12 protein-coding genes and 1 tRNA gene are annotated in these 20279 nt (G+C 37.0%); 8 read left to right on the forward strand and 5 right to left on the reverse strand.

Annotation, left to right across the window (positions count from 1 at the left end):
* The first annotated feature begins 241 nt into the window (after window positions 1-241).
* Window positions 242-3241 carry a LamG-like jellyroll fold domain-containing protein gene (locus U9K52_RS16840; protein WP_322927451.1) on the forward strand — a complete coding sequence of 1000 codons (3000 nt, stop codon included), beginning with the start codon at window positions 242-244 and terminating at the stop codon, window positions 3239-3241.
* Between the two features lie 217 nt (window positions 3242-3458).
* Here U9K52_RS16840 and U9K52_RS16845 read toward each other — a convergent pair whose 3' ends face one another.
* Together U9K52_RS16845 and U9K52_RS16850 are read right to left on the reverse strand one after the other, a co-directional pair.
* On the reverse strand, window positions 3459-4181 hold the full coding sequence (locus U9K52_RS16845) for an AAA family ATPase (protein ID WP_248393837.1): 723 nt from the start codon (window positions 4179-4181) through the stop codon (window positions 3459-3461).
* 790 nt (window positions 4182-4971) lie between these two features.
* Window positions 4972-5709: a DNA-formamidopyrimidine glycosylase family protein gene (locus U9K52_RS16850; protein ID WP_322927452.1), complete on the reverse strand. Its 738-nt coding sequence runs from the start codon at window positions 5707-5709 to the stop codon at window positions 4972-4974.
* Window positions 5710-5843: 134 nt separating this feature from the next.
* Here U9K52_RS16850 and U9K52_RS16855 point away from each other — a divergent pair, with 134 nt between their 5' ends.
* The 3 genes from U9K52_RS16855 to U9K52_RS16865 all read left to right on the forward strand — a co-directional run bounded on the left by U9K52_RS16855 (window position 5844) and on the right by U9K52_RS16865 (window position 10508).
* Window positions 5844-7199: a deoxyguanosinetriphosphate triphosphohydrolase gene (locus tag U9K52_RS16855; RefSeq protein ID WP_248394954.1), complete on the forward strand. Its 1356-nt coding sequence runs from the start codon at window positions 5844-5846 to the stop codon at window positions 7197-7199.
* A 124-nt stretch (window positions 7200-7323) separates the two neighbouring features.
* Window positions 7324-8280 carry an SPFH domain-containing protein gene (locus U9K52_RS16860; RefSeq protein ID WP_312174847.1) on the forward strand — a complete coding sequence of 319 codons (957 nt, stop codon included), beginning with the start codon at window positions 7324-7326 and terminating at the stop codon, window positions 8278-8280.
* Window positions 8281-8486: 206 nt separating this feature from the next.
* Entirely contained in the window at window positions 8487-10508 is a 2022-nt protein-coding gene (locus tag U9K52_RS16865; RefSeq protein WP_322927455.1) for a DUF3857 domain-containing protein, read from the forward strand.
* A 67-nt stretch (window positions 10509-10575) separates the two neighbouring features.
* Here the strand turns inward: U9K52_RS16865 and U9K52_RS16870 are convergent, their stop codons facing one another.
* A complete protein-coding gene (locus U9K52_RS16870; protein WP_248393830.1) occupies window positions 10576-10917 on the reverse strand; it encodes a DUF962 domain-containing protein in 342 nt (113 codons plus the stop codon).
* Window positions 10918-11030: 113 nt separating this feature from the next.
* The gene (locus U9K52_RS16875) at window positions 11031-12701 is read right to left on the reverse strand and encodes an APC family permease (RefSeq protein WP_322927456.1); all 1671 of its coding nucleotides are present in this window, start codon (window positions 12699-12701) and stop codon (window positions 11031-11033) included.
* 252 nt (window positions 12702-12953) lie between these two features.
* Between U9K52_RS16875 and U9K52_RS16880 the strand changes: the two genes are divergently transcribed.
* From U9K52_RS16880 to U9K52_RS16890, 3 genes are all read left to right on the forward strand, one after another.
* On the forward strand, window positions 12954-15914 hold the full coding sequence (locus tag U9K52_RS16880; RefSeq protein WP_322927457.1) for a tetratricopeptide repeat protein: 2961 nt from the start codon (window positions 12954-12956) through the stop codon (window positions 15912-15914).
* A 95-nt stretch (window positions 15915-16009) separates the two neighbouring features.
* On the forward strand, window positions 16010-17770 hold the full coding sequence (locus U9K52_RS16885; protein ID WP_322927459.1) for a hypothetical protein: 1761 nt from the start codon (window positions 16010-16012) through the stop codon (window positions 17768-17770).
* Window positions 17771-17838: 68 nt separating this feature from the next.
* Window positions 17839-17912: transfer RNA gene (locus U9K52_RS16890), tRNA-Arg, on the forward strand.
* Between the two features lie 120 nt (window positions 17913-18032).
* On the opposite strand, the gene nhaA is transcribed toward U9K52_RS16890, so the two are convergent.
* Complete coding sequence (gene nhaA / locus U9K52_RS16895) at window positions 18033-19358, reverse strand: Na+/H+ antiporter NhaA (RefSeq protein ID WP_322927460.1); 1326 nt, start codon at window positions 19356-19358, stop codon at window positions 18033-18035.
* 418 nt (window positions 19359-19776) lie between these two features.
* On the opposite strand from nhaA, the gene U9K52_RS16900 reads away from it, so the two are divergent.
* Complete coding sequence (locus U9K52_RS16900; RefSeq protein ID WP_322927461.1) at window positions 19777-20160, forward strand: hypothetical protein; 384 nt, start codon at window positions 19777-19779, stop codon at window positions 20158-20160.
* The last annotated feature ends 119 nt before the right edge of the window (window positions 20161-20279 follow it).

Here is a 20279-nt window from a genome sequence, read left to right on the forward strand (position 1 = left end):
ACCTGATCGCTTCATTGAAATGATTGATTACCTGTTCGAAACCCTTGAAGGAAACTATAAAAGCAATTGAATGATCTCTTATGATGCTTGCTGTAAGGATTTGATAAATTTTTCTCAGAATAATTAATTCTATTACATACTAATTTAATCCGCAATCATTTGATTTTTAGGTTTCAGCAGGACGCAACAGGATGCCTGTATTCACGTTTGTGTTTAGATTAGTTAACACAAAATTAATCATATGATAAAATCATTACTACCTAAACACACCCTTACGGCCTTACTGTTTTGCGGATTAACCTATTCTACATTTGACTTACAGGCACAGACATTAGCCTTTCCGGAAGCTACCGGTTTTGGAAGATTTACGACAGGAGCGAGAGGTGCTGCCAATCCCCAGGTTTATTTAGTTACCAACTTAAATGACAGTGGACCGGGCTCATTCCGTGATGCAGTGAGCCAGCCGGGAAGATTTGTCATCTTCAAAGTGGGAGGTATTGTGAATTTACAGTCCATTGTTGCTGTTGCAGCCAATACAACGATTGCCGGACAGACCGCTCCCGGAGAGGGAATTGTGTTTTTGGGACCGAGAGTTTCCTTTACAGGAGCCAATAATACCATTGCAAGATATCTCAGAATCCGTTACGGAGGTACTTCTCAAAACCAGGATGCCTCAGGAATTGCCAACGGAGCAAATATCATTTTAGATCACATGACTTTTACCTGGGGTACGGACGAAGTTTTCTCGGTGAACTGGGATAATAACGGCACAGCGCCTGATAATATAACGATTCAGAATTCTATTATCGGTCAGGGAATGCACCGTCACAATCATTCTGCCGGCGGACTGATGCAGCCTCCACCGGGAGGTAAAATAAGCCTGATCGGAAATTTATACATCTGCAACAAGACGCGTAATAATAAAATAAAAGGCATTAATGAGTTTGTAAACAATGTGGTGTACAACTGGGGCAATTACGGAAATACCTATGGGCATACCCAATCCGGAGAAGCTTACATCATGGGCGGGGATTCTGCGGGAAGTTCTTTCGCGAATATCATCAACAATTATTTTATTGGAGGACCTAACACAAGCAATACAGTGACTACCCCTTTCAGCGTCGGGAATGCTAATTTTAACCTCTATGGTTCCGGAAATTATTTCGATAATAATAAGAATGGATTACTCGATGGTTCCCTGGTTCCTCAGGATTTAACGGGCTATCCGGTCGGTGATCCTGCAGCGATATTAAGTGCTCCATATGATTATCCGGTGAAAAATCCTGCATTAAGTGCCCAGGAAGCATACGACAATATTGTTTCAAGAGTGGGAGCATCTTATCCAAGACGTGACCAGGTGGATAATTTAATGATTTCAGACTTGCAGTCGAAAGGAACTACCGCTACCTATGTTTATGTGCAGACTGATTTAGCCAACCAATTTGGTTTTACCAATGGAGGGGCAGGACACGTTTATGGTGCACCGGCTCCTTTGGATACCGATAATGACGGAATGCCAGATGCGTGGGAAGATGCCCATGGAACTGATAAAAATGTTTTCGACGCTCTGGAAGTAAGTGCTACCAATGCACCGTATCTGAATATTGAAGTTTACATTAACGGTTTACCCACTACAACGGCTCCGGATTTTATTATTCCGCCAACCAATCTGAATTTCACCAATGCAGTGACAACAGGAAATCCTGCTGTAAGCTCTCTAACGGTTAACTGGAATGATAATGCCACGAACGAAACAGGTTATGTTTTGGAACGTTCAGACAATGGGACAAATTTTTCGGTGATTGCGACATTAGGTGCGAATACGACAACATATAACGAAACTGGGTTAACCCCAGATACGCAGTATTACTACAGGGTAAAAGCAGTCAATGCTTCAGAGTCTTCTGTATACACTTCAAATGCTTCAGTAACAACACCGCCAATTCCTTCACCTCCGACAAAAGCAATCAATCCCGTTCCTGCAAATGGAAATACCGGTGCAGAATTAAACAGCGGAAATCTGCTTTTAAAATGGAATGGAAGCACAAATACAACAACATATTCCGTTTATTTCGGAACAGATCCGGGAAATTTAAGTAATATCGGAACGGTCTCTTACAGCGCTTCACCTTCTTATCAGTTAAACAACCTTAACCCTGCAACGAATTATTATTGGAGAGTAGATGCTACGAATACTTTGGGTACTGCGACAGGTGATGTATGGTCTTTTCGTGCATTAACACAGACACTGGTCGGAAGCTGGCCTTTTACAGAAGCACCTTCGTCAGGGACGCAGATTGCAGATGTGACATCTTTTGCCAATCATGGAACGTTAAATACTTCCTATGATAATGCCAATGTACGGGTTCCCGGAAAAGAAAATTATGCCCTGGATCTTGCTACAGCTCCAAACAATATCTACATTGCAAGCATTCCTCACCAGGATCAGATTTTATTTAATGCTAATTCTTTTACGGTTTCTTACTGGATGAAAGCACCGGCGAGCATGATACCGTCTTCTTCCTCTACAAGTTTATACGTTCTTTGCAAAGGTTCTATAACGGCTAATGCTTCTACAGGAGCTACCGGAAAACGCTTTAATGTAGAAATCAAAGGGGGCCAGCTCCGTTTTGCAATTGACGATAATGTGACTAAAAAAGAGATTACCTCACCCATCGCTAATTATTTTACCAATAATTGGGTGCATGTTGTGATCCAGCGTGATGTTATTGCTCATAAAATAAGAATTTATACCAATGGTGTTTTAAGTTCCGAAGGAGATGAAACGGCTGTTACAGGAATTGGTGAGTCTAGTGATTTTATCATCGGAAATATCGGCGAGCTGGAATTTCAGGTGACAGCCAATGCTTCTGCTCCATATAAAGGTGCCTTTGATGAGCTTAAAATGTACAACTATGCATTAACGGCGGCGGAAGTTTATTCACTTTATAACCAGGCTGTATTGAGTAATGATGAATTCAGCATTAGCAAGAATATGGGAACAGTATATCCGAATCCTGTAAAAGACCAGCTGTCCATCAAACTTCCTGAGTATAAGAAATCCAGCCTTACCGCGACCGTTGTTGATATGACGGGAAAAATCATCTTTAAAGAAAAGATTAATGCTAATGGAAATGGAATTTTTAGTCTGAATATTGCAGGCAGAAAGGTTGCAGGAAATTATATTCTGAACGTTTCCGGGGAGAACTTAAATAGCAATTTTAAAATTGTTGTTCAATAAAAAAGAACATACTTAGTTTATTCATATTATATTAGAAGAAGTCCCTTTCAGTGATGAAAGGGCTTTTTTTGTGGATTAACTTTGTGTTCGTCACTTTGAGTAGATTTTGAAAAAATCATATCGAAAAGTTACTCCTACAAGCCTTTTTCATTCGCTGGTTCTCGATACATTTTTCTACGCTTTGCTCCGAAAAAGACTCGAACTGACGGTGTAACAATTACTTAAAGTTTTGTATTTTCTCACCTTCAAGCTTTTTGATGAGGTTCCCTTTCACCACCGTAAAAGCATAATCCTTAGCTTCGGCAAAAGAAATATTGTACTTTCTAACAATATCTTGAAGATCTTCCGGGAATTTATCGAGAATATTATCATAAAACAGATCAAGATATTCTTCGGAAGGCATTTCATAATTAATTTTCAGCTGAAAGCGGCGAAGTAAAGCAGTGTCAATAATTTCAGGATGGTTGGTAGCGCAGATCAGCAATGCATTTTCCGGATAATAGTCGATCAACTGAATCAGGGTATTCACCAGTCTTCTCATTTCGCCTACGTCTTTGTCATCACTGCCTCTTGCTTTGCCGATCTGATCCAGCTCATCAAGAAACAGAACCGATCTTTCTCTTGCTGCCTTATCAAAAATCATTTTGATATTCTGTGAAGTTTCCCCGATTCTTGAAGAAACAATATTGCTTAAATTAAGAATAATAATGCTTTTACCCAATTCATGGGCAATCGCTTTTGCGGTCATGGTTTTTCCGCAGCCTGAACTTCCCTGAAGCAGTACTTTATTATTTACCGGAAGTCCGTACTCATGTAATTCCGGAGCATAGGTGTTTTCTTTGATAAGCTGTGTGATCAGTTCCTTATTATATGCATCAAGGAATACATCTGTGAGCGCTATTTCTTCTTTATCCTGAATAATAAGGTTGTAGAGGTTCATCGGGAGATTTTACCGGCAAATATAAAGGTTATTCAACAAAAAAGCCGAACAAATACATGTTCGACATTATCGGCTATTATAAAAATTAAAAATTGTCCTTAGTGTAAGTTGCCTTATGTTTTGGTTGCCCTTTTACTCCGCTGAGTAAAAGAGCAGTCAACCATTAAAAGTTGAAAACATAAACAATATAATTCATTTGTGAGTTCTTAGGCTTCCTAGCCACAGAATTTAAATTAGTTTCTTTCTTCTCTCTTAACTGTTGCGAAATAAGAAGAAAAAACTACTAAACATGTTGCGATTCCGATGTAAGCGATCATTTTATTGTATTTTTAATTATTTGATTAATTATTGTTGATTTGATATTGCAATATTACGACAATAAAATGATATCTGAAAGTAAAAATTATGATGTATATCAGTGTTTTAAGTGTGTTAAATTAACTTTTAGGCTAAAATTAGTTTACGTATATTTAATATATAACTGAAAATTAATTTATGAATTTGTTAATTTTTATTTAATTTTTTGTGATTCTTTCAAAAGAAGATGTTGAAGCTTCAAAACTTAATAATCGAAATGCGTCGCATAGCTTCAAATAAAACCTGATTTAAATCACCTAAATTTGAGTAAAATACTTTAATATGAACAAAATTTAATTTTTAAATCCTTTAGAGGTGAAAATTATTTCAAAATATGAGAATGAAATATTGCTGTAAATGTGTTATTTACATGGCTCAATAAAAAACAAATCATATAATTTTTAAAATGTGTAAGATAGAAAGTAAGTAGAAATTAATGATATAATTGCTGATCGGTTTCACAGAAAAAACTTCTTCTTTTTCCTTTACCTGTCTGCTTTTTGATGAATTTTTGTCCGCATTTCGGGCATGTTTTCTTAGTGTGGGCCAGCCAGTGTTTCTTAAGCGTAAATTCTCTCTTCCACTCCAGAAAATCGAAGCTATAATTTCGGGCTTCTTTCATTAGTTCCTTTAATTTTTTATCCGGCATTTTGCCTAAAAGGCTTTCGGGCTGTACCTCAATTCGGAATAAAACTTCATTTTTAATAATATTTCCGACTCCGGAAAAAATATCCTGATCCATCAAAGCATCACAAACCATCATCTCGGGATTTGCTTTAAGTTTCTTTAATGCTTTTGTAGGATTCCAACTGTCACTCATGACGTCAGCTTCCCAATCAATACCGGCTAAGAATTCAGAATCCACCATTTTTACATGGCAGGTATAGAAATAAATGCTTCCGCCGGAAAATAGTAAAGACAGCCTTAGCTGCCGGTCGGGTTTCGTCTGTTCATCCACACTGTGAGAACCGAACATCAGCAGGTGAATCCTTACCGCGACATCATCAAATATAAGATACGTTTGTTTTCCGAAGGTTTTTATTTCTTTCAGCGTTTTTCCAACCAGGATTTCTTTATCGATTTTGGCATTTCCGGAAACTTCAAGAACTTTTCCGCCTTCAAATTTCTGAATGCTTTCTTTCATTAAAATTATGGAAGGACCTTCGGGCATGATCTTATTTTATATTCGAGATAACAATAATTTTGCCACAACAAGCTTTAGCAGCTGTAAGAATATAAACAGATGATAAAAAATGATGAGGATGTGTCGGAAAAAAAATAAATTTGAGCTAATTTTGGCACATGATGAACTTAAACCAGATTTTCACAAATCAGCGTACAGGTAACAATCCGAACACAAAAGCTTCAAGAACGGATTTCCAGAGAGACTTTGACCGAATTATATTTTCATCGGCATTCAGGAGACTTCAGAATAAGACTCAGGTTTTTCCGTTGCCGGGAAGTGTTTTTGTACATAACCGCCTTACGCATTCACTGGAAGTTTCTTCTGTGGGCCGAAGTCTGGGAAGCGTAATGGGGGAGTTCATTCATGATCAGTATAAAAATGATCTTACAGAAGATGCTAAAAATTTTTATCTCCATAATTTAGGAAATGTAATTGCTGCGGCGTGCCTTTGCCATGATGTTGGAAATCCTGCATTCGGGCATTCCGGGGAAGATGCTATTGCAAGCTATTTTGAGAGAAATGAGACAGACCTAAAGCCTAAATTCAATGAAAAAGAATGGGCAGATCTGATGAATTTTGAAGGAAATGCCAATGCCATAAGAGTTTTGGCGCAGCAACAGCAGGGAAAAGATGCCGGAGGAATACAGCTTACGTTTTCAACTTTGGCAAGTATCGCTAAGTATCCCTGTGAAGCCATTGCCAAAAAGAAAGGGTTTATTCATCGTAAAAAATTCGGCTTCTTTCAGAATGAAAAAGATATTTTTCTTGAAATTGCTAAAGAAACCAATCTGATTTCAGAAAGTGAAGATCCTCATATTTTCAAAAGACACCCTTTTGTATGGCTGGTAGAAGCGGCTGACGATATCTGCTACAATATTATTGATATGGAAGACGCACACCGCCTCGGAATTGTTTCTACCGCCGATTGCAAAAATCTTTTTTTTGAACTGGTAAAGTCCGAATCAGATGATGTAAAGCGCATTGAGACCAAACTGAGCTCTATTTCCAATGAAAATGAACAGATCTCATACCTTCGTGCCAAGGTTATTAACGCACTGATCAACCAATCGCTGGAAATGTATAAACAAAACTTTGATAAAATTCTGGAAGGAAATCTTGATACAGCGCTTTTGGATCTTTATAAATCCGAGAATAAAACATTACAGGATATTGAAAGTTTTTCTATTGAGAAAATATACAATCATAAAGCCGTAGTTGAAATCGAAAATGCAGGTTATAACGTAATGTATGAACTTTTGGATCACTTTATTCCTTCTATTCTGAAGCATGAGGACGAAAGAAAGTCCTATGACAAAAAAGCATTAAAACTCCTTCCGCAGCAATTTGTTTATCAAAACGGAACCGATTACCAAAAGGTTTTGGGAATAATAGATTTTGTTTCCGGAATGACGGATAATTTTGCCACGGATCTCTACCGTAAAATAAAAGGAATTGATATTGGTATGACGATGTAATCTTATTATAACGACTGTAGAGAGGATATATTAAAACCGGATGCAATAGAGTGTCCGGTTTTCTTTTTAAATCTAAAAACCATATCTTTATGAAGAATACAAATTTATATCAAAAATTATAACTATGAGTCTTTTTTTAGTACCTATTATTTTTATCGGATTAATTATTTTATTTGCTTCCTTCTTTGTGGTGAAACAGGAAACTGCAGCCATCATCGAACGCTTTGGAAAATTCCAGGCCGTGAAGCATTCGGGGCTTCATCTTAAGCTGCCGATTATTGATCAGATTGCCAAAAGACTGAACCTTAGAATTCAGCAGCTGGATGTGATGATTGATACCAAAACATTAGACAATGTTTTTATCAAAATGAAAATTTCAGTACAATATCAGGTGATCAGAACACAGGTGGGAGATGCGTATTATCGCCTCGAAAATCCGGAAAACCAGATTACTTCCTATGTTTTTGATGTGGTAAGGGCGGAAGTTCCCAAGCTGAAGCTGGACGATGTTTTCGTAAAAAAAGATGATATTGCTATTGCTGTAAAAGGAGAATTACAGGAAGCCATGCAAAGTTATGGTTACGATATTATTAAAGCATTAGTAACAGATATTGATCCGGATGAACAGGTAAAACACGCGATGAACAGAATCAACGCGGCAGAAAGAGAGAAAACCGCGGCAGAATACGAATCTGAAGCCCAGAGAATCCGCATTGTTGCCGTAGCAAGAGCAGAAGCGGAATCCAAAAAACTTCAGGGACAAGGGATTGCAGACCAGAGAAGGGAAATTGCCAAGGGGCTTGAAGAATCCGTAAGAATGTTGAATAATGTGGAAATTAATTCCCACGAAGCTTCTGCTTTGATTGTTGTTACCCAGCATTATGACACCTTACATTCCGTAGGTTCCAGCAACAGAAGTAATCTTGTGCTTCTGCCTAATTCTCCAACTGCAGCCAGCAACATGCTGAATGATCTTGTCGTAGCGATGACTGCAGCAAACACAGTGGGAGAGGTTACCAAAGGAAATTATCCTAAACCGCCAAAGGATCATAATCACAACAATACCAATAACGATCTTTAAAATAAAACCTCAGTTTTGCTGAGGTTATTTTTTTGTTTTTGAAATCTGCCTGATGAGACTGTGTTGAATTTTCAAAGCAGAGAAGTCAATTTTTATGCCTCATTTTTAAATTATCTTAACATTTTCCGGTCTTGTTTTTAAGATTTTAAATACCTAATTTAACCTTTTATTATTTATACACCAAGACACAATTAGTAAAATATAATATGGATAATCAGATCGAAATTGAAAATTACAGAATCCGGAAACCGGAAGAATGGGCTGGAAATATTGATGATCAGGAACTCATAAACAGAATACAGGATTCCGATTTTGCCCGACAGCAAAACAATGAAGGAAAGGATTTTTGTTATTTTTTAGATAAAAAGTATTACACCAGCAATACGGAAAACAGTGAATATGTCTGTATGGCCTACACTTTAAATGAGCCCGCCAATCTTGAAAGAGCTTCTGTTTCAGATGTCGTTGTTGAGGAAAATGAAGTCTACCATATTCACCGCATCAGTGTTTTAAGAGATGGTGTTCTGATTGATAAGATCCCGGATACGAAAATTAAAGTTCTGGACAGCGAGAATCACAGCAGCGGAGGGATTCTGAGCAGCAACAAGAAAATCAATATTACCATAAAAGATCTCCGGCTCTATGATATTCTTATTATGGAAGATTCAAGAGTGAAGCCTTTTACCGAACGCGATTTTCTGAGAAAAGAATTTTCAAAATACGTTTGGGTAAGTCCTGATAATTACTGGGCCTACGGCAGCTATAAATTTACCTTCATCAATGAACGCAGTGAAAAAATTGCTTATAAGAAAACATTTTTCAGGGATGAAAGCGGCAATGTACAGGAGCCGGAAGTACATTACCTTGAAAAAGGGGAAAAATTCGTTTTTGAAGAGACTGATTATATCAATCCCGTAGATGCTAACCGTGAAATTTTCCCATTCATAGATTTTGCAACGGACAACACCTGGAAAGAGCTTTCCAATTATATTGCACCGATTTATCAGGAAATCTTTAACAATGCTTCTTTAAAGGATTTTGCACCGAACCTTATTGAGAAACTTGATGCTTTACAGGATCTTGATGAGAAAATCCAGTTTGCGATTGAATATGTACAGAACAATATCTATTACATTTTTAATGCTGATGAGATGAATGGCCACAAGCCACAGGAACCTGCTGTAACTTATGATAATAAACAAGGCGATTGCAAGGCCAAATCTGTTCTCTTAAAGGTAATTCTGGATTACATCGGAGTGGAGGCCTCTATTGTTCTGGTAAATTTTCACACAGATTTTTACATTAAATATTATCTGCCTTCTTTGCTGACATTCAATCATGCGATTGTGAAAATTAATTATAAAGGTGAAGAGTTTTTTATAGACGCTACGATTCGTGATGAATTCGGAACACTTGAAAACCGCGGATTCATTTATTTCATGCATTATTTGGAAGTGAAACCCGATCAGGAACTGAAGCAAAGAAAACCGTACCGCTATCCTTATTTCTGTGTAGATGAAAAAGTAGATTTCCGGGTTCAGAATACAATAGGAAAACTCACCCTTACCACAACTTATAAAGGTAACCGTGCCAATGCCATGAGAAGGTATTTTAAAAACACAAATAGGAGAGAAGTGATCGACAGCTGGAATAATTTCCTTTTTTACAGCCTTAATTATTCGGGAGACAGAAACGGAACGGATATCAGAAATATTTTTAAAGATGCTGTAATAGATATCGTAAGTGATGACAAAAAACAGAATGAATTTAAAATTCAGTATCAGTCCATTATAGAAAATCCATATTATGTGGATCCTAAAAATAACCGTTTTCTGATGTATTTCGACCGGAATTTGGTGAAAGCCAGCGCCCGGGATTATATGCATAAAGATCTTCCTTTCTGGCATAATTTTGACAGTGAGAAATATGAAATCAACTTGTACACCGACCAAAAGATTGATACGGAAGAAAAATACACGGTTCAGGAAAGTAGCATCAGTAATCCGTATTTTGATTTTAAAAGCCGAAAGAAAGTAATTAAGAACGGGGCAACAGCCTACATAGAATACAGTCCTCTTGTGAATCTTGAAATTCCGAAAGATGAATTTGAAAAATTCAGAACAGATCATCACACGGTAGCGGACAGTAATTTTGGTTTGGGAATTGATATTATTGAACCGGGGCTGATGAATATGCTGAAGTTTAACTTTAAGAAAAGATTTAAATAAGGTTAAGGAAAATTTCGGGCGGGTTTGCAAAGCAAACCCGCCCGAAATTTTTTTGATTATAAAAGCTCTAAATCTCTTCCGTTTTCTTCGGAACCGGAATTCCAGTGAATTTCTGTTTGCCGATCAGGAGTTCAAAAAAAAGTCTGAAATCTGAAATCAATGACCACAGCGGATAACGGAATGTTGCCGGTTTATTCTTTTCAATCACAGCATGACTAAACCATGCAAAGCCGTATCCAAATATTGGAACATACCATAAAAACCTTTCTTTTCCTGAACTTATCACGTATCCTATTACAAAAAATACCAATAAAATTCCTACAAAATGGAAAATTCGCGTTCCCATTTTACGGTGTTCGGTAAGGTAAAACTGGTAAAATTCCTTGAATGTTTTTATTCTTTCAGACATGGCATTTGTATTTTAATTAATAGAATCTAAGCAATAAGTTCGCCAAATTTTAAAGTTTCCAAAAAATAAAAGCCGGATTCTTTTAAAGAATCCGGCTCCGTATTTGTTATATGTTAAGCTTTTCTGAGCTTGCTGTTTCTGTATCCGTAGCAGAAATAAATAATCAGTCCTATTGCAAACCATAGCCCGAACCAAAACCAGTTGTCATGGCTCATCCCGGTTAAAAGATATAAGCATGAGCTTAACCCGACTAATGGAATCAATGAAAAGTTCTTTATAAAAGTAAAGATGCAAAGAACAAGATTAATCAATATAAAGAAAAATATAGAAGCTCTGAATTCTCCTTCTTTAGGATCATTCCAATCCATCAGCGTGTTAAAAAATTCAGGCTGCCAGAAATAGAAACCGATCAGGCTACCGATAAAAATAACCGGGAAAATGATTTTACCATTAATATAAGGAAGATGGAATCTGCCTTTCAGTTTCTCTTTTGCAGGAAGCATCAGAACACCTGCGCAAACCAGTACAAATGCGAAAATAGTTCCGATACTTGTAAAATCAAGAATGAAGCTTTTATCGGTAAATAATATAGGAATACCAACTACAATTCCGGTAACTACGGTTGCATAAGAAGGGGTTTTATATTTTGGATGTACCGTCTGGAATTTTGGAGACATCAGTCCGTCACGGCTCATCGCATACCATATTCTCGGCTGCCCCATCTGAAATACCAGTAAAACCGTCGTAATAGCAACAATAGCAACAAAAGAAACCACGAGTTCCATCCATGCAACATTGGCATTGGATTTTTCAAAGATGAAAGAAAGCGGATCTCCAACACCGTCGAATTTCCTGTAATCTACCATTCCTGTCAGCACCAGAGTCAAAGCGATATAAATAACAGTACACAGCACCAGGGAAATGATCATTCCTTTAGGTAATGTACGCTGCGGATCTTTTGTCTCTTCGGAAAGTACACTTAAAGCATCAAAACCGATGTAGGCAAAGAATACTCCTGAAACTGCACTCATGACGCCTGCAAAGCCGTTCGGCATAAAAGAAGCGACCTGTGTTTCAGGATTTACAGGGGTCCAGTTATCTGTATTAATGTAAGCGAAACCTACCAAAATTATCAGAACAATAACGGCAAGTTTCAGAATTACTAAAACGTTATTAAAGTTTTTACTTTCTTTAACGCCGACATAGCACAGCCACGTGATTAGTCCGTTGATAACCAATGCCGGAAAGTCAACAATGAATTTTAAATTTCCCAACAACGGTGCATTTTTCCATGCACTGATGAGCTCTTTGTTTTCTGAGCCGTTCATAAAGGCTTTTTTAGCTTCCGTATAACTGCAGGTAAGATAGTCCGGAATGTGCATTCCCAATCTTTCTAAAAAGCTGGTAAAATAATCCGACCACGAAAAGGCGACATAGATATTTCCGAAGGAATACTCCATAATCAATGCCCAGCCGATAACCCAGGCAATAAGTTCACCAAAACTCGCATAGGCATAAGTATAAGCCGATCCTGCAGTAGGAATTCTGCTGGCAAATTCAGCATAACAAAGTGCCGTAAATCCGCAGGCAAAACCACAAATCAGATACAGTAAAATAACTCCGGGACCTCCTCTGAAAACCGCTTCTCCCAAACTGCTGAAACTTCCCGCACCAATAATCGCTGCAATACCAAAGAACACAATATCCCAAACACCCAAAACCCTATGAAGGCTTGTGGATGTATCTGACTCTGAATAGATTTTCCTTCTAAAAAGCTGACTCATTCAATTCTAAAATTTGATTTGAAAAAAGCAAATGTAATTATTTATCTGAAATAATTCGGGTTTTCTTAAGGTTTCTTACCGAAAAGTTAAGAAGTCTTAAAAATTTATCCACTTATTAACAATGTGTTAAAACACTTGTATATACAATATCTTTTCAATATTTTCGTTGATGGATTGTGGATAATTTTTCCGCAGAATTTTAAATATAGTAAAGCTGATTACCAGCCTTAAACATTTTAAAATTTAAAATTAATGAAATCAAAAAAAATACTCTTAGCGGCTGCGGTGTTCTATTTCGGAATCTCCGATGCACAGCAGTCTCAATACTTTAGCCAAAAAGAAAATTACCGCTTCAACCTTGCTGAAAATCTTTATCAGACCAAAATATACAATGCTTCTCAATATGAATATGCCCGGCAATATTTCTACAACCAGAATTTGTCAAGGTCAAGACAGGAAGCGGCGCAGTTTTTTGATAATGTGATTGGAGTTATTCTTCAGAAAAATCATGCGGAAGAAGGTTTAACGGCTTTTATTAAAGAATATCCGAACTCGGCGTATTTTGCACAGGCCAATTTACCTTTAGCCGATTATTATCTTGCTAAAAAGGATTTTCCGAAAGCCCTGGAAACACTTAAAAAAGTAAATCAATATCAGCTTTCAAAAGAAGAAAATACGCAATATGTTCTGAAATTAGGATATGCCAAATTCATGATGGGAGATTCTAAAGGGGCAACTGATGCTCTTGAAGAAGCCTACAAAACAGCAGACGAATCCCAAAAAGGGGATATTGCCTACATGTTAGGACATTTATATTATTCCGACCGGCAGAATGAAAAGGCATTCCGATATTTCGATTCGGTAAAAGATCAGCCTAAATATTCAAAACTCGTTCGTCCTTATTATGTTCAGATGTATTATAATGATAAGGACTATGATAAGGCAATTTCAGAAGGTACAGCTTTATTGAATGAAGATATTTCTGAAGCTTATAAAGCGGAAGTTCATAAAATCATCGGAGAAAGTTACTTCATGAAGGGCGATTATACGTCAGCATATCCCCACCTTAAAGATTATCTGAGCGTTCAGCAGAATCCTTCGGAAAATGATCTGTATGAAATGGGATTTGTGGCAGCTCAGCTTAAAAAATATGATGAAGCGGTTTCCTATTACAACCAATTATTAAACAGCAATTCAGCGTTGGCTCAAAATGCTTATTATCAGCTTGGAAATGCTTATCTCGCGGTTGATAAAAAACAGGAAGCGCTTTCGGCTTTCCGTTCTTCGTACCAGATGAGCTATGATCCGAAAGTGAAGAAGCTGGCCCACGAGCAGTATGCAAAATTAAGTTATGATATCGGGAATCCTTTTGAAAGCGCTTCCACGGTAATTCAGAATTATATTACCGAAAATCCGGAAACCAATGCTTCAGAGATGAGATCACTTTTGGTGAAATCTTACCTCTATTCGGGAAATTATAAAGAAACACTGAATGCAATCGACAGGCTTAAGAATTCATCTCCGGAAATTGATAAAATTGACCAGGAAGTTTCATACTTACTGGGAACGGAAGAATTCAACAAGGGAAATTATGATGAAGCGGAACAGTATTTCCTCAGAAGTTTAGGGTTTAATATCAATAAAGAGTTTAACAACAGGGCATTATACTGGCTGGGACAGGTGTATTACCAGAAAGGAAACTATCCTTCTGCCATTGTACGCTATGAAAAGCTTTTAAATGAAAATTTCCCTGAAAAGCAGCAGCTTCCTTACGATTTGGGATATGCCTATTTCAAGTCTAAAAAGTTTGATCAGGCAGAACAGTATTTTACCCAATATTTAAAAAATCCGAAACCTGAATTTAAAAATGATGCTGAACTTCGTTTGGCAGACATCAATTACGCCAATAATAATCTGAATGAAGCGATCGCCATCTATGAGAAAAATGAAGATGCCACAGATTATATATTGTATCAGAAGGCAATGGCCTTAGGGTTTAAAGGCGATACACAGGCTAAAATTTCCAATCTGAAAAACCTGTTGTCAAAATATCCGGATTCGGAGTATTATGATGATGCTCAGTATGAAATAGGAACAGCCTATGCGGCGCAGGATGATTTTGCCAACTCGAATGATTTCTTTGCCAAAGTAATCAGAAACTCATCGGATAAAGATCTGGTTGCGAATGCTTCAATTTACAGGGCACAAAATTATATTGATTTAAACCAGAATGATAAAGCATTATCTGAATTAAAATCTCTTGGTGAGCAGTACAGAAATACAGCTTATGCTGAAAAAATAGCGCAGGCTGCGAAGCCAATTTTCACTAAAAACGGAGATGTTGCCGGCTATCAGAATTTTGCTAAAAATATCGGAGTCAACATCGATGCTGCTGAAATTGACGAGATCAACCTTTCCACGGCAAAACAGTATTTTGCTAAAAAAGATTATCAGAGTGCTATTTCGTACTACGAAAAATATTTAACCCAAAATCCTACAGGAGAAGGTCTTTACCAGGCAAAATATGAGCTTGGAGAAAGTTACTACCAGACAAAAAATACAACAAAAGCATTGCTGGTTTTACAGGAAATTGCCAATGTGCAAAACGATTATCAGGATGATGCGCAAACCCGTCTGGCCCAGATCTATATTGCACAGGGTGATTCGGCAGAAGCCAGAAAATATTTAGAAAACATCAAAAATTCTTCAAATGTAAATGTTAAAAACTATGCAAATGTAGAATTAATGAAATTATACGCTGAAGAAAAGAATTTTGCTGAAGCTGAAAAGCTTGCCGATGCGGTAATTGCCAACGGTAAAAACTCGGCGGCCGTTATTGAGACTGCAAAAGTGATTAAAGCAAGAAGCCTGATGAATGCCGGAAAAGATAAGGATGCACAGGCTGCATATGCTTCTTTGGAAAAATCTTCTAATACGGAAGTTGCGGCAGAATCGCTTTATGCAAAAGCATTTTATCAGAGTAAAGCAAAGGCCTTTAAACCTTCCAATGAAACGATTTTTAAACTGGCCAATAATTATTCTTCGGAGGAATATTGGGGAGCAAAAGCTCTTGTATTAATGGCGAAAAACTATGTTGGTTTAAAAGACAATTACCAGGCGAGCTATACATGCGATCAGATTATCGAAAATTATAAAGATTTTCCGGAGATCGTAGCGGAAGCAAAAGAGGTTAAAAAGCAGATTAAAAAATAAAAGTATAAAATGTAAAACGTAGAGTGTAAAAAGTAAAATGTAGCGTTCAGATACATTATACATCCGACATTATACATTAATACCTATTGTAAAAAATGAATAAAAGAATTCAATTATTATCCATCATATTTTTAGGGTTTTCATCGGTGGCGTTTTCCCAGATCAAAGAAGAAAAACTGATTCTTAATAAAAAAAGAGAACCGGAAGTAAAGAAGATCGAAAAAAAGAAAACTTCGGTAGAAACCATTAAAAATTATCCGCCGGAAGAAAAATCCCAAAATCCTGTACAATACAGAATAACGGATGTTCCCGCAGTTTCGGATTTTAAAACTTCTACCATCCAGGGCCAGGATGTTACACCAAAATTTGAAGGTTCTGCGCAAAATAATTATATCCAGTTCGGAATGGGAAATTACGGGAAAATTCTCGGAGATGCCAATATTTCCAAAACACTGGAAAACAAAATTGAGGTGGGTGTTGATGCCCATTTTCTTTCAACACAAGGCCTTAAAAAAGAATATGACTGGGATTCCAAGCAGAGTTCCACTACTTTGGGAGCCTTTCTCAATTCTTACGGAGATAAAGGGAAATTCAATCTGAATGCTGAATATGGCTTAAACAGTTATAACTACTACGGAATTTATGCACTGCAGCCTGGAGATGTTGATCTGGATCAGAGAGTTAATCAATTTAAAGTAAACGGATATTATGATTTTTATTCCAATGAAATTCTGAATGATGTGCGTGTAAAGTCATCTTTTTTGAAAGACCATTTTGATGCTCAGGAAAACCAGGTCTCCATTTTAGCCAATTTGTCAAAACATGCGGTTGAAATCGGGAAGTCAGGTTTTAACCTTAACGCTGATCTGGGAGTAGGTGTAGAAGCTGTAAAAAGCGAATTTGCCATTCTTGATCAGAATTCATCCAATTTTGTTAATCTGAATCTTGCTCCTAAAGTTACCTTTAGAAAAGGAGATTCATATTTAATGTTAGGTTCTTCGTTTGCATTTCTGAATTCGAAAAATCAGAATATGATGATGGCTGAACAGATGAAAAATAATAAAACGTATTGGTTTCCACAGGCTGAATTCCAGTATGCAGCCGCTGATGAGTTTAAATTCTACGGTGGGGTAGACGGAGGTCTTAAACTGAATACATATGCTGATCTTTTACAGCAAAACCCTTTTATCGTTTCCAATCAGTACTTAAGACCTACTGAAACAAAATATCATTTTTATGTAGGTTTAAGAGGAGATATTGATGAAATGTTCAAATATGATGTTTCTGCAGGGTACGGAAAAATGAATGATATCATGTTCTTCAGAGCAAATGATTTGTTCGATTATACTTCGGTTAATCGTTCCGCTTATAATTATGCCAATACTTTTTCTGCTGTTTATGATAATGGTAATGTGGGCGATATTAAAGGTAGCCTTCAATATTTCCCGCTGGCAAATCTTATCCTGGATACAGAAGTAAAATTTACCAAATTTGACCTCGATAATTACTCGGATATCTATAATGTACCGCTCGTAACGGCGTCAATCGGAGCAAAATATACCATGCTTGATCAAAAATTAATGCTTGGTTTTAAAGGGATTTTTGCAAGCGACAGAACGACGAATTCATTTGTGCTTGAGGGAGTTGGCAATCCGGTAACCTACCTGTCTACAGAGGATACAAATGATAAAGTTGGAGGCTATGCTGATTTAAACTTATCAGCAGAGTATAAAATTCACAAAAATTTCAGTATTTTCGCACTCGGAAATAATCTTCTGAACTCAAAATACCAAACGTACAAAGGCTACAAAGTTCTTGGTGCACAAATTTTGGGAGGCGTAAAGATTACATTCTAAATATAATTGATAGATGATAATTGATGAATGATTAATCATTTATAATTCATCAGTTATCATTTATAAATGGCTCCGTAGTTCAACTGGATAGAATAACGGATTTCGGCTCCGTCGGTTGGGGGTTCGAATCCCTCCGGGGTCACCTGTAAGGAAAAAGCATTTTAAGAGTGCTTTTTCCTTTTTTTATTTTATAATTGGTATAATACATCTGGTCGGTGACCCTGTTTGTCATATTCCTAATCTATATTCTAATCATCCTTAGTTATTTTGCAGATCGGTTGAGAATCACATATCCTATAATTCCACCGATAAGTGATGCCGCAAATATACCTATTTTTGCCTGAGTCTGGTATTCTTCATGGCTGAAGGCCAGTGAGGTTACAAAAAGTGACATGGTGAATCCTATGGAAGCTAAAAATCCAAGTCCGAAAAGGTTTTTAATTGTCATTCCCGTAGGAACTTTGGCAATTTTCAGTTTTATAAACAAAATACTGAATCCTGCAATGCCGATTACTTTACCCAATAACAGACCTAAAGCAGTACCTACTGCAATATTATTGTTAAAAAGACTCTCTATATCAATAGTTAGCGAGACACCGGCATTCGCTATAGCGAAAATAGGGATAATCAGGAATGAAACGGCAGGATGCATGGCATGTTCCAGTCTTTGCAATGGGGGAGTGGCAGCCAGGGTTGCCTCGTTCATTTTTTCCAGGACATGTAGCTGTTCATTGGTGAGGGTGGGTGTATTCTGGTCAGGATCAATATTTTTAAATCGTTCCAGATAGGAATTAATCTTGGCAATAAAAACACTTTCCCGGATCTTCACATCGGCCGGGATCGTAAATGCAGCCAGTACGGCGGCGATCGTAGCATGAACTCCCGACACGAGAAAACAGGTCCAGACTCCGCCGATTCCCAAAACTGCATAGAAAATAATGGATCGTATGCCAAGCTTGTTTCCCAAATACATTAAAGCAAGAATGAAAAACCCGGCCAGTAAAAATACCATATTGATTTCAGCGGTGTAGAAAAATGCGATAACGAGCACTGCTCCAAGATCATCGACAATAGCAAGTGCTGTTAAAAAAACCTTAAGTGCCAACGGTATTTTATTTCCCAGCAGGTAAAGAACTCCCAATGCAAAAGCAATATCTGTAGCCATCGGGATTCCCCAGCCTTTGTGTGGCTCACCTGAAGGATTAAAAAGAAGATAAATAAGGGCAGGCATTACCATGCCTCCAACAGCAGCTACAATAGGTAAAACAGCCTTTCTGACATTAGAAAGCTCTCCCCCGATAATCTCCCGTTTCAGCTCCAAACCGACCACAAAGAAAAATATGGACATCAGACCGTCATTAATCCAGTGGTGAATGGTATAATTAAAATAGGTTTCATTGTTCCACTGGAAGCCAAAAGATTGTTCCAAAACTTCATGATAGGCATGAGACAAAGGTGTATTTGCCAAAATAAGGGCCAATATAACGCTGATTCCCAACAACAGTCCTCCAGACTTTTCCTGTTGAATAAATCTTTGCATAGGCTGCACGATCTTGTCTATCGGTTTGTAATTGTAATCATTGCTCATCGTTTCTTTTTTAATAGATTGTAAATTTACGATTTTTGGCGTTTATCTCCCGTCATTATGCCCCGACGGTCAATTTTACCAGGTCTGTTTAATACCCCAAGGATTCAGTGAATAATTTGATTTTTAAAACATTGGATATTAAAATTTAAACAAAAATTTCGAAATAAAAAATAGTAGTGGCAATAAATGTAGATTTGAATACTGTAGTAAAAGATATTTGATGGCTTACAAAAATAATAAACTACAGCTGAAAAGATGTGTTTCTTAAATAAAGATAAATCCTTTTTAAGAAATGTTTAAGAAAAAGATCACTTCTATAATGAGTACCAATATACAATACATAGCTTTTAATATTGCAAAAAAATGATTTAGCTTATTTAAAATTGTTCTTAACGAAACATTTTATAATTTTGCATAAGTGAAAAAACTGATCTCAATACTATTGCTTAGTTTATACTTGGTTTCTACAACCGAGCTGTATCAGTTTTTGAAAGTACCGGTTCTTGTTGAACATTATCTGGAGCATAAGGAGCAAAATCCTGCTATCACAATCGGTTCGTTCTTTAAAATCCATTACGAAAACCCGGTAAAAGATTCAGATTATAACAAAGATCAGCAACTGCCATTCGTTTCGCACGCTGCGCATCTTGTGATCGTTTGTACACCGGCGATACCTTTTACTTTTCATTTGTCCGACAAAGAATCCAACCCGATTATTAAATCCAAACAGACTTTTTACAAAAGCATCTTTTACAATAAAGATATTCTCAATTCTATCTGGCAACCGCCGAAATTTTGTTGATTTTTTTCTGAATTCTTCTCAAAAATATTTTTGAGAACGTTTTGATATTAAGTTGATCAACGATAGGTTCATTAATTTTTTATCAGGCGATCAAACTTATTTATTCATAAGCATTTGCT

Source organism: Chryseobacterium sp. MHB01 (assembly GCF_034651565.1).
Lineage (GTDB): Bacteria > Bacteroidota > Bacteroidia > Flavobacteriales > Weeksellaceae > Chryseobacterium > Chryseobacterium nepalense.

Coding starts and splice junctions, on each gene's coding strand:
- U9K52_RS16840 (WP_322927451.1), top strand. CDS start 242: ATGATAAAATCATTACTACCTAAACACACCCTTACGGCCTTACTGTTT.
- U9K52_RS16845 (WP_248393837.1), bottom strand. CDS start 4,181: ATGAACCTCTACAACCTTATTATTCAGGATAAAGAAGAAATAGCGCTC.
- U9K52_RS16850 (WP_322927452.1), bottom strand. CDS start 5,709: ATGCCCGAAGGTCCTTCCATAATTTTAATGAAAGAAAGCATTCAGAAA.
- U9K52_RS16855 (WP_248394954.1), top strand. CDS start 5,844: ATGAACTTAAACCAGATTTTCACAAATCAGCGTACAGGTAACAATCCG.
- U9K52_RS16860 (WP_312174847.1), top strand. CDS start 7,324: ATGAGTCTTTTTTTAGTACCTATTATTTTTATCGGATTAATTATTTTA.
- U9K52_RS16865 (WP_322927455.1), top strand. CDS start 8,487: ATGGATAATCAGATCGAAATTGAAAATTACAGAATCCGGAAACCGGAA.
- U9K52_RS16870 (WP_248393830.1), bottom strand. CDS start 10,917: ATGTCTGAAAGAATAAAAACATTCAAGGAATTTTACCAGTTTTACCTT.
- U9K52_RS16875 (WP_322927456.1), bottom strand. CDS start 12,701: ATGAGTCAGCTTTTTAGAAGGAAAATCTATTCAGAGTCAGATACATCC.
- U9K52_RS16880 (WP_322927457.1), top strand. CDS start 12,954: ATGAAATCAAAAAAAATACTCTTAGCGGCTGCGGTGTTCTATTTCGGA.
- U9K52_RS16885 (WP_322927459.1), top strand. CDS start 16,010: ATGAATAAAAGAATTCAATTATTATCCATCATATTTTTAGGGTTTTCA.
- nhaA (WP_322927460.1), bottom strand. CDS start 19,358: ATGAGCAATGATTACAATTACAAACCGATAGACAAGATCGTGCAGCCT.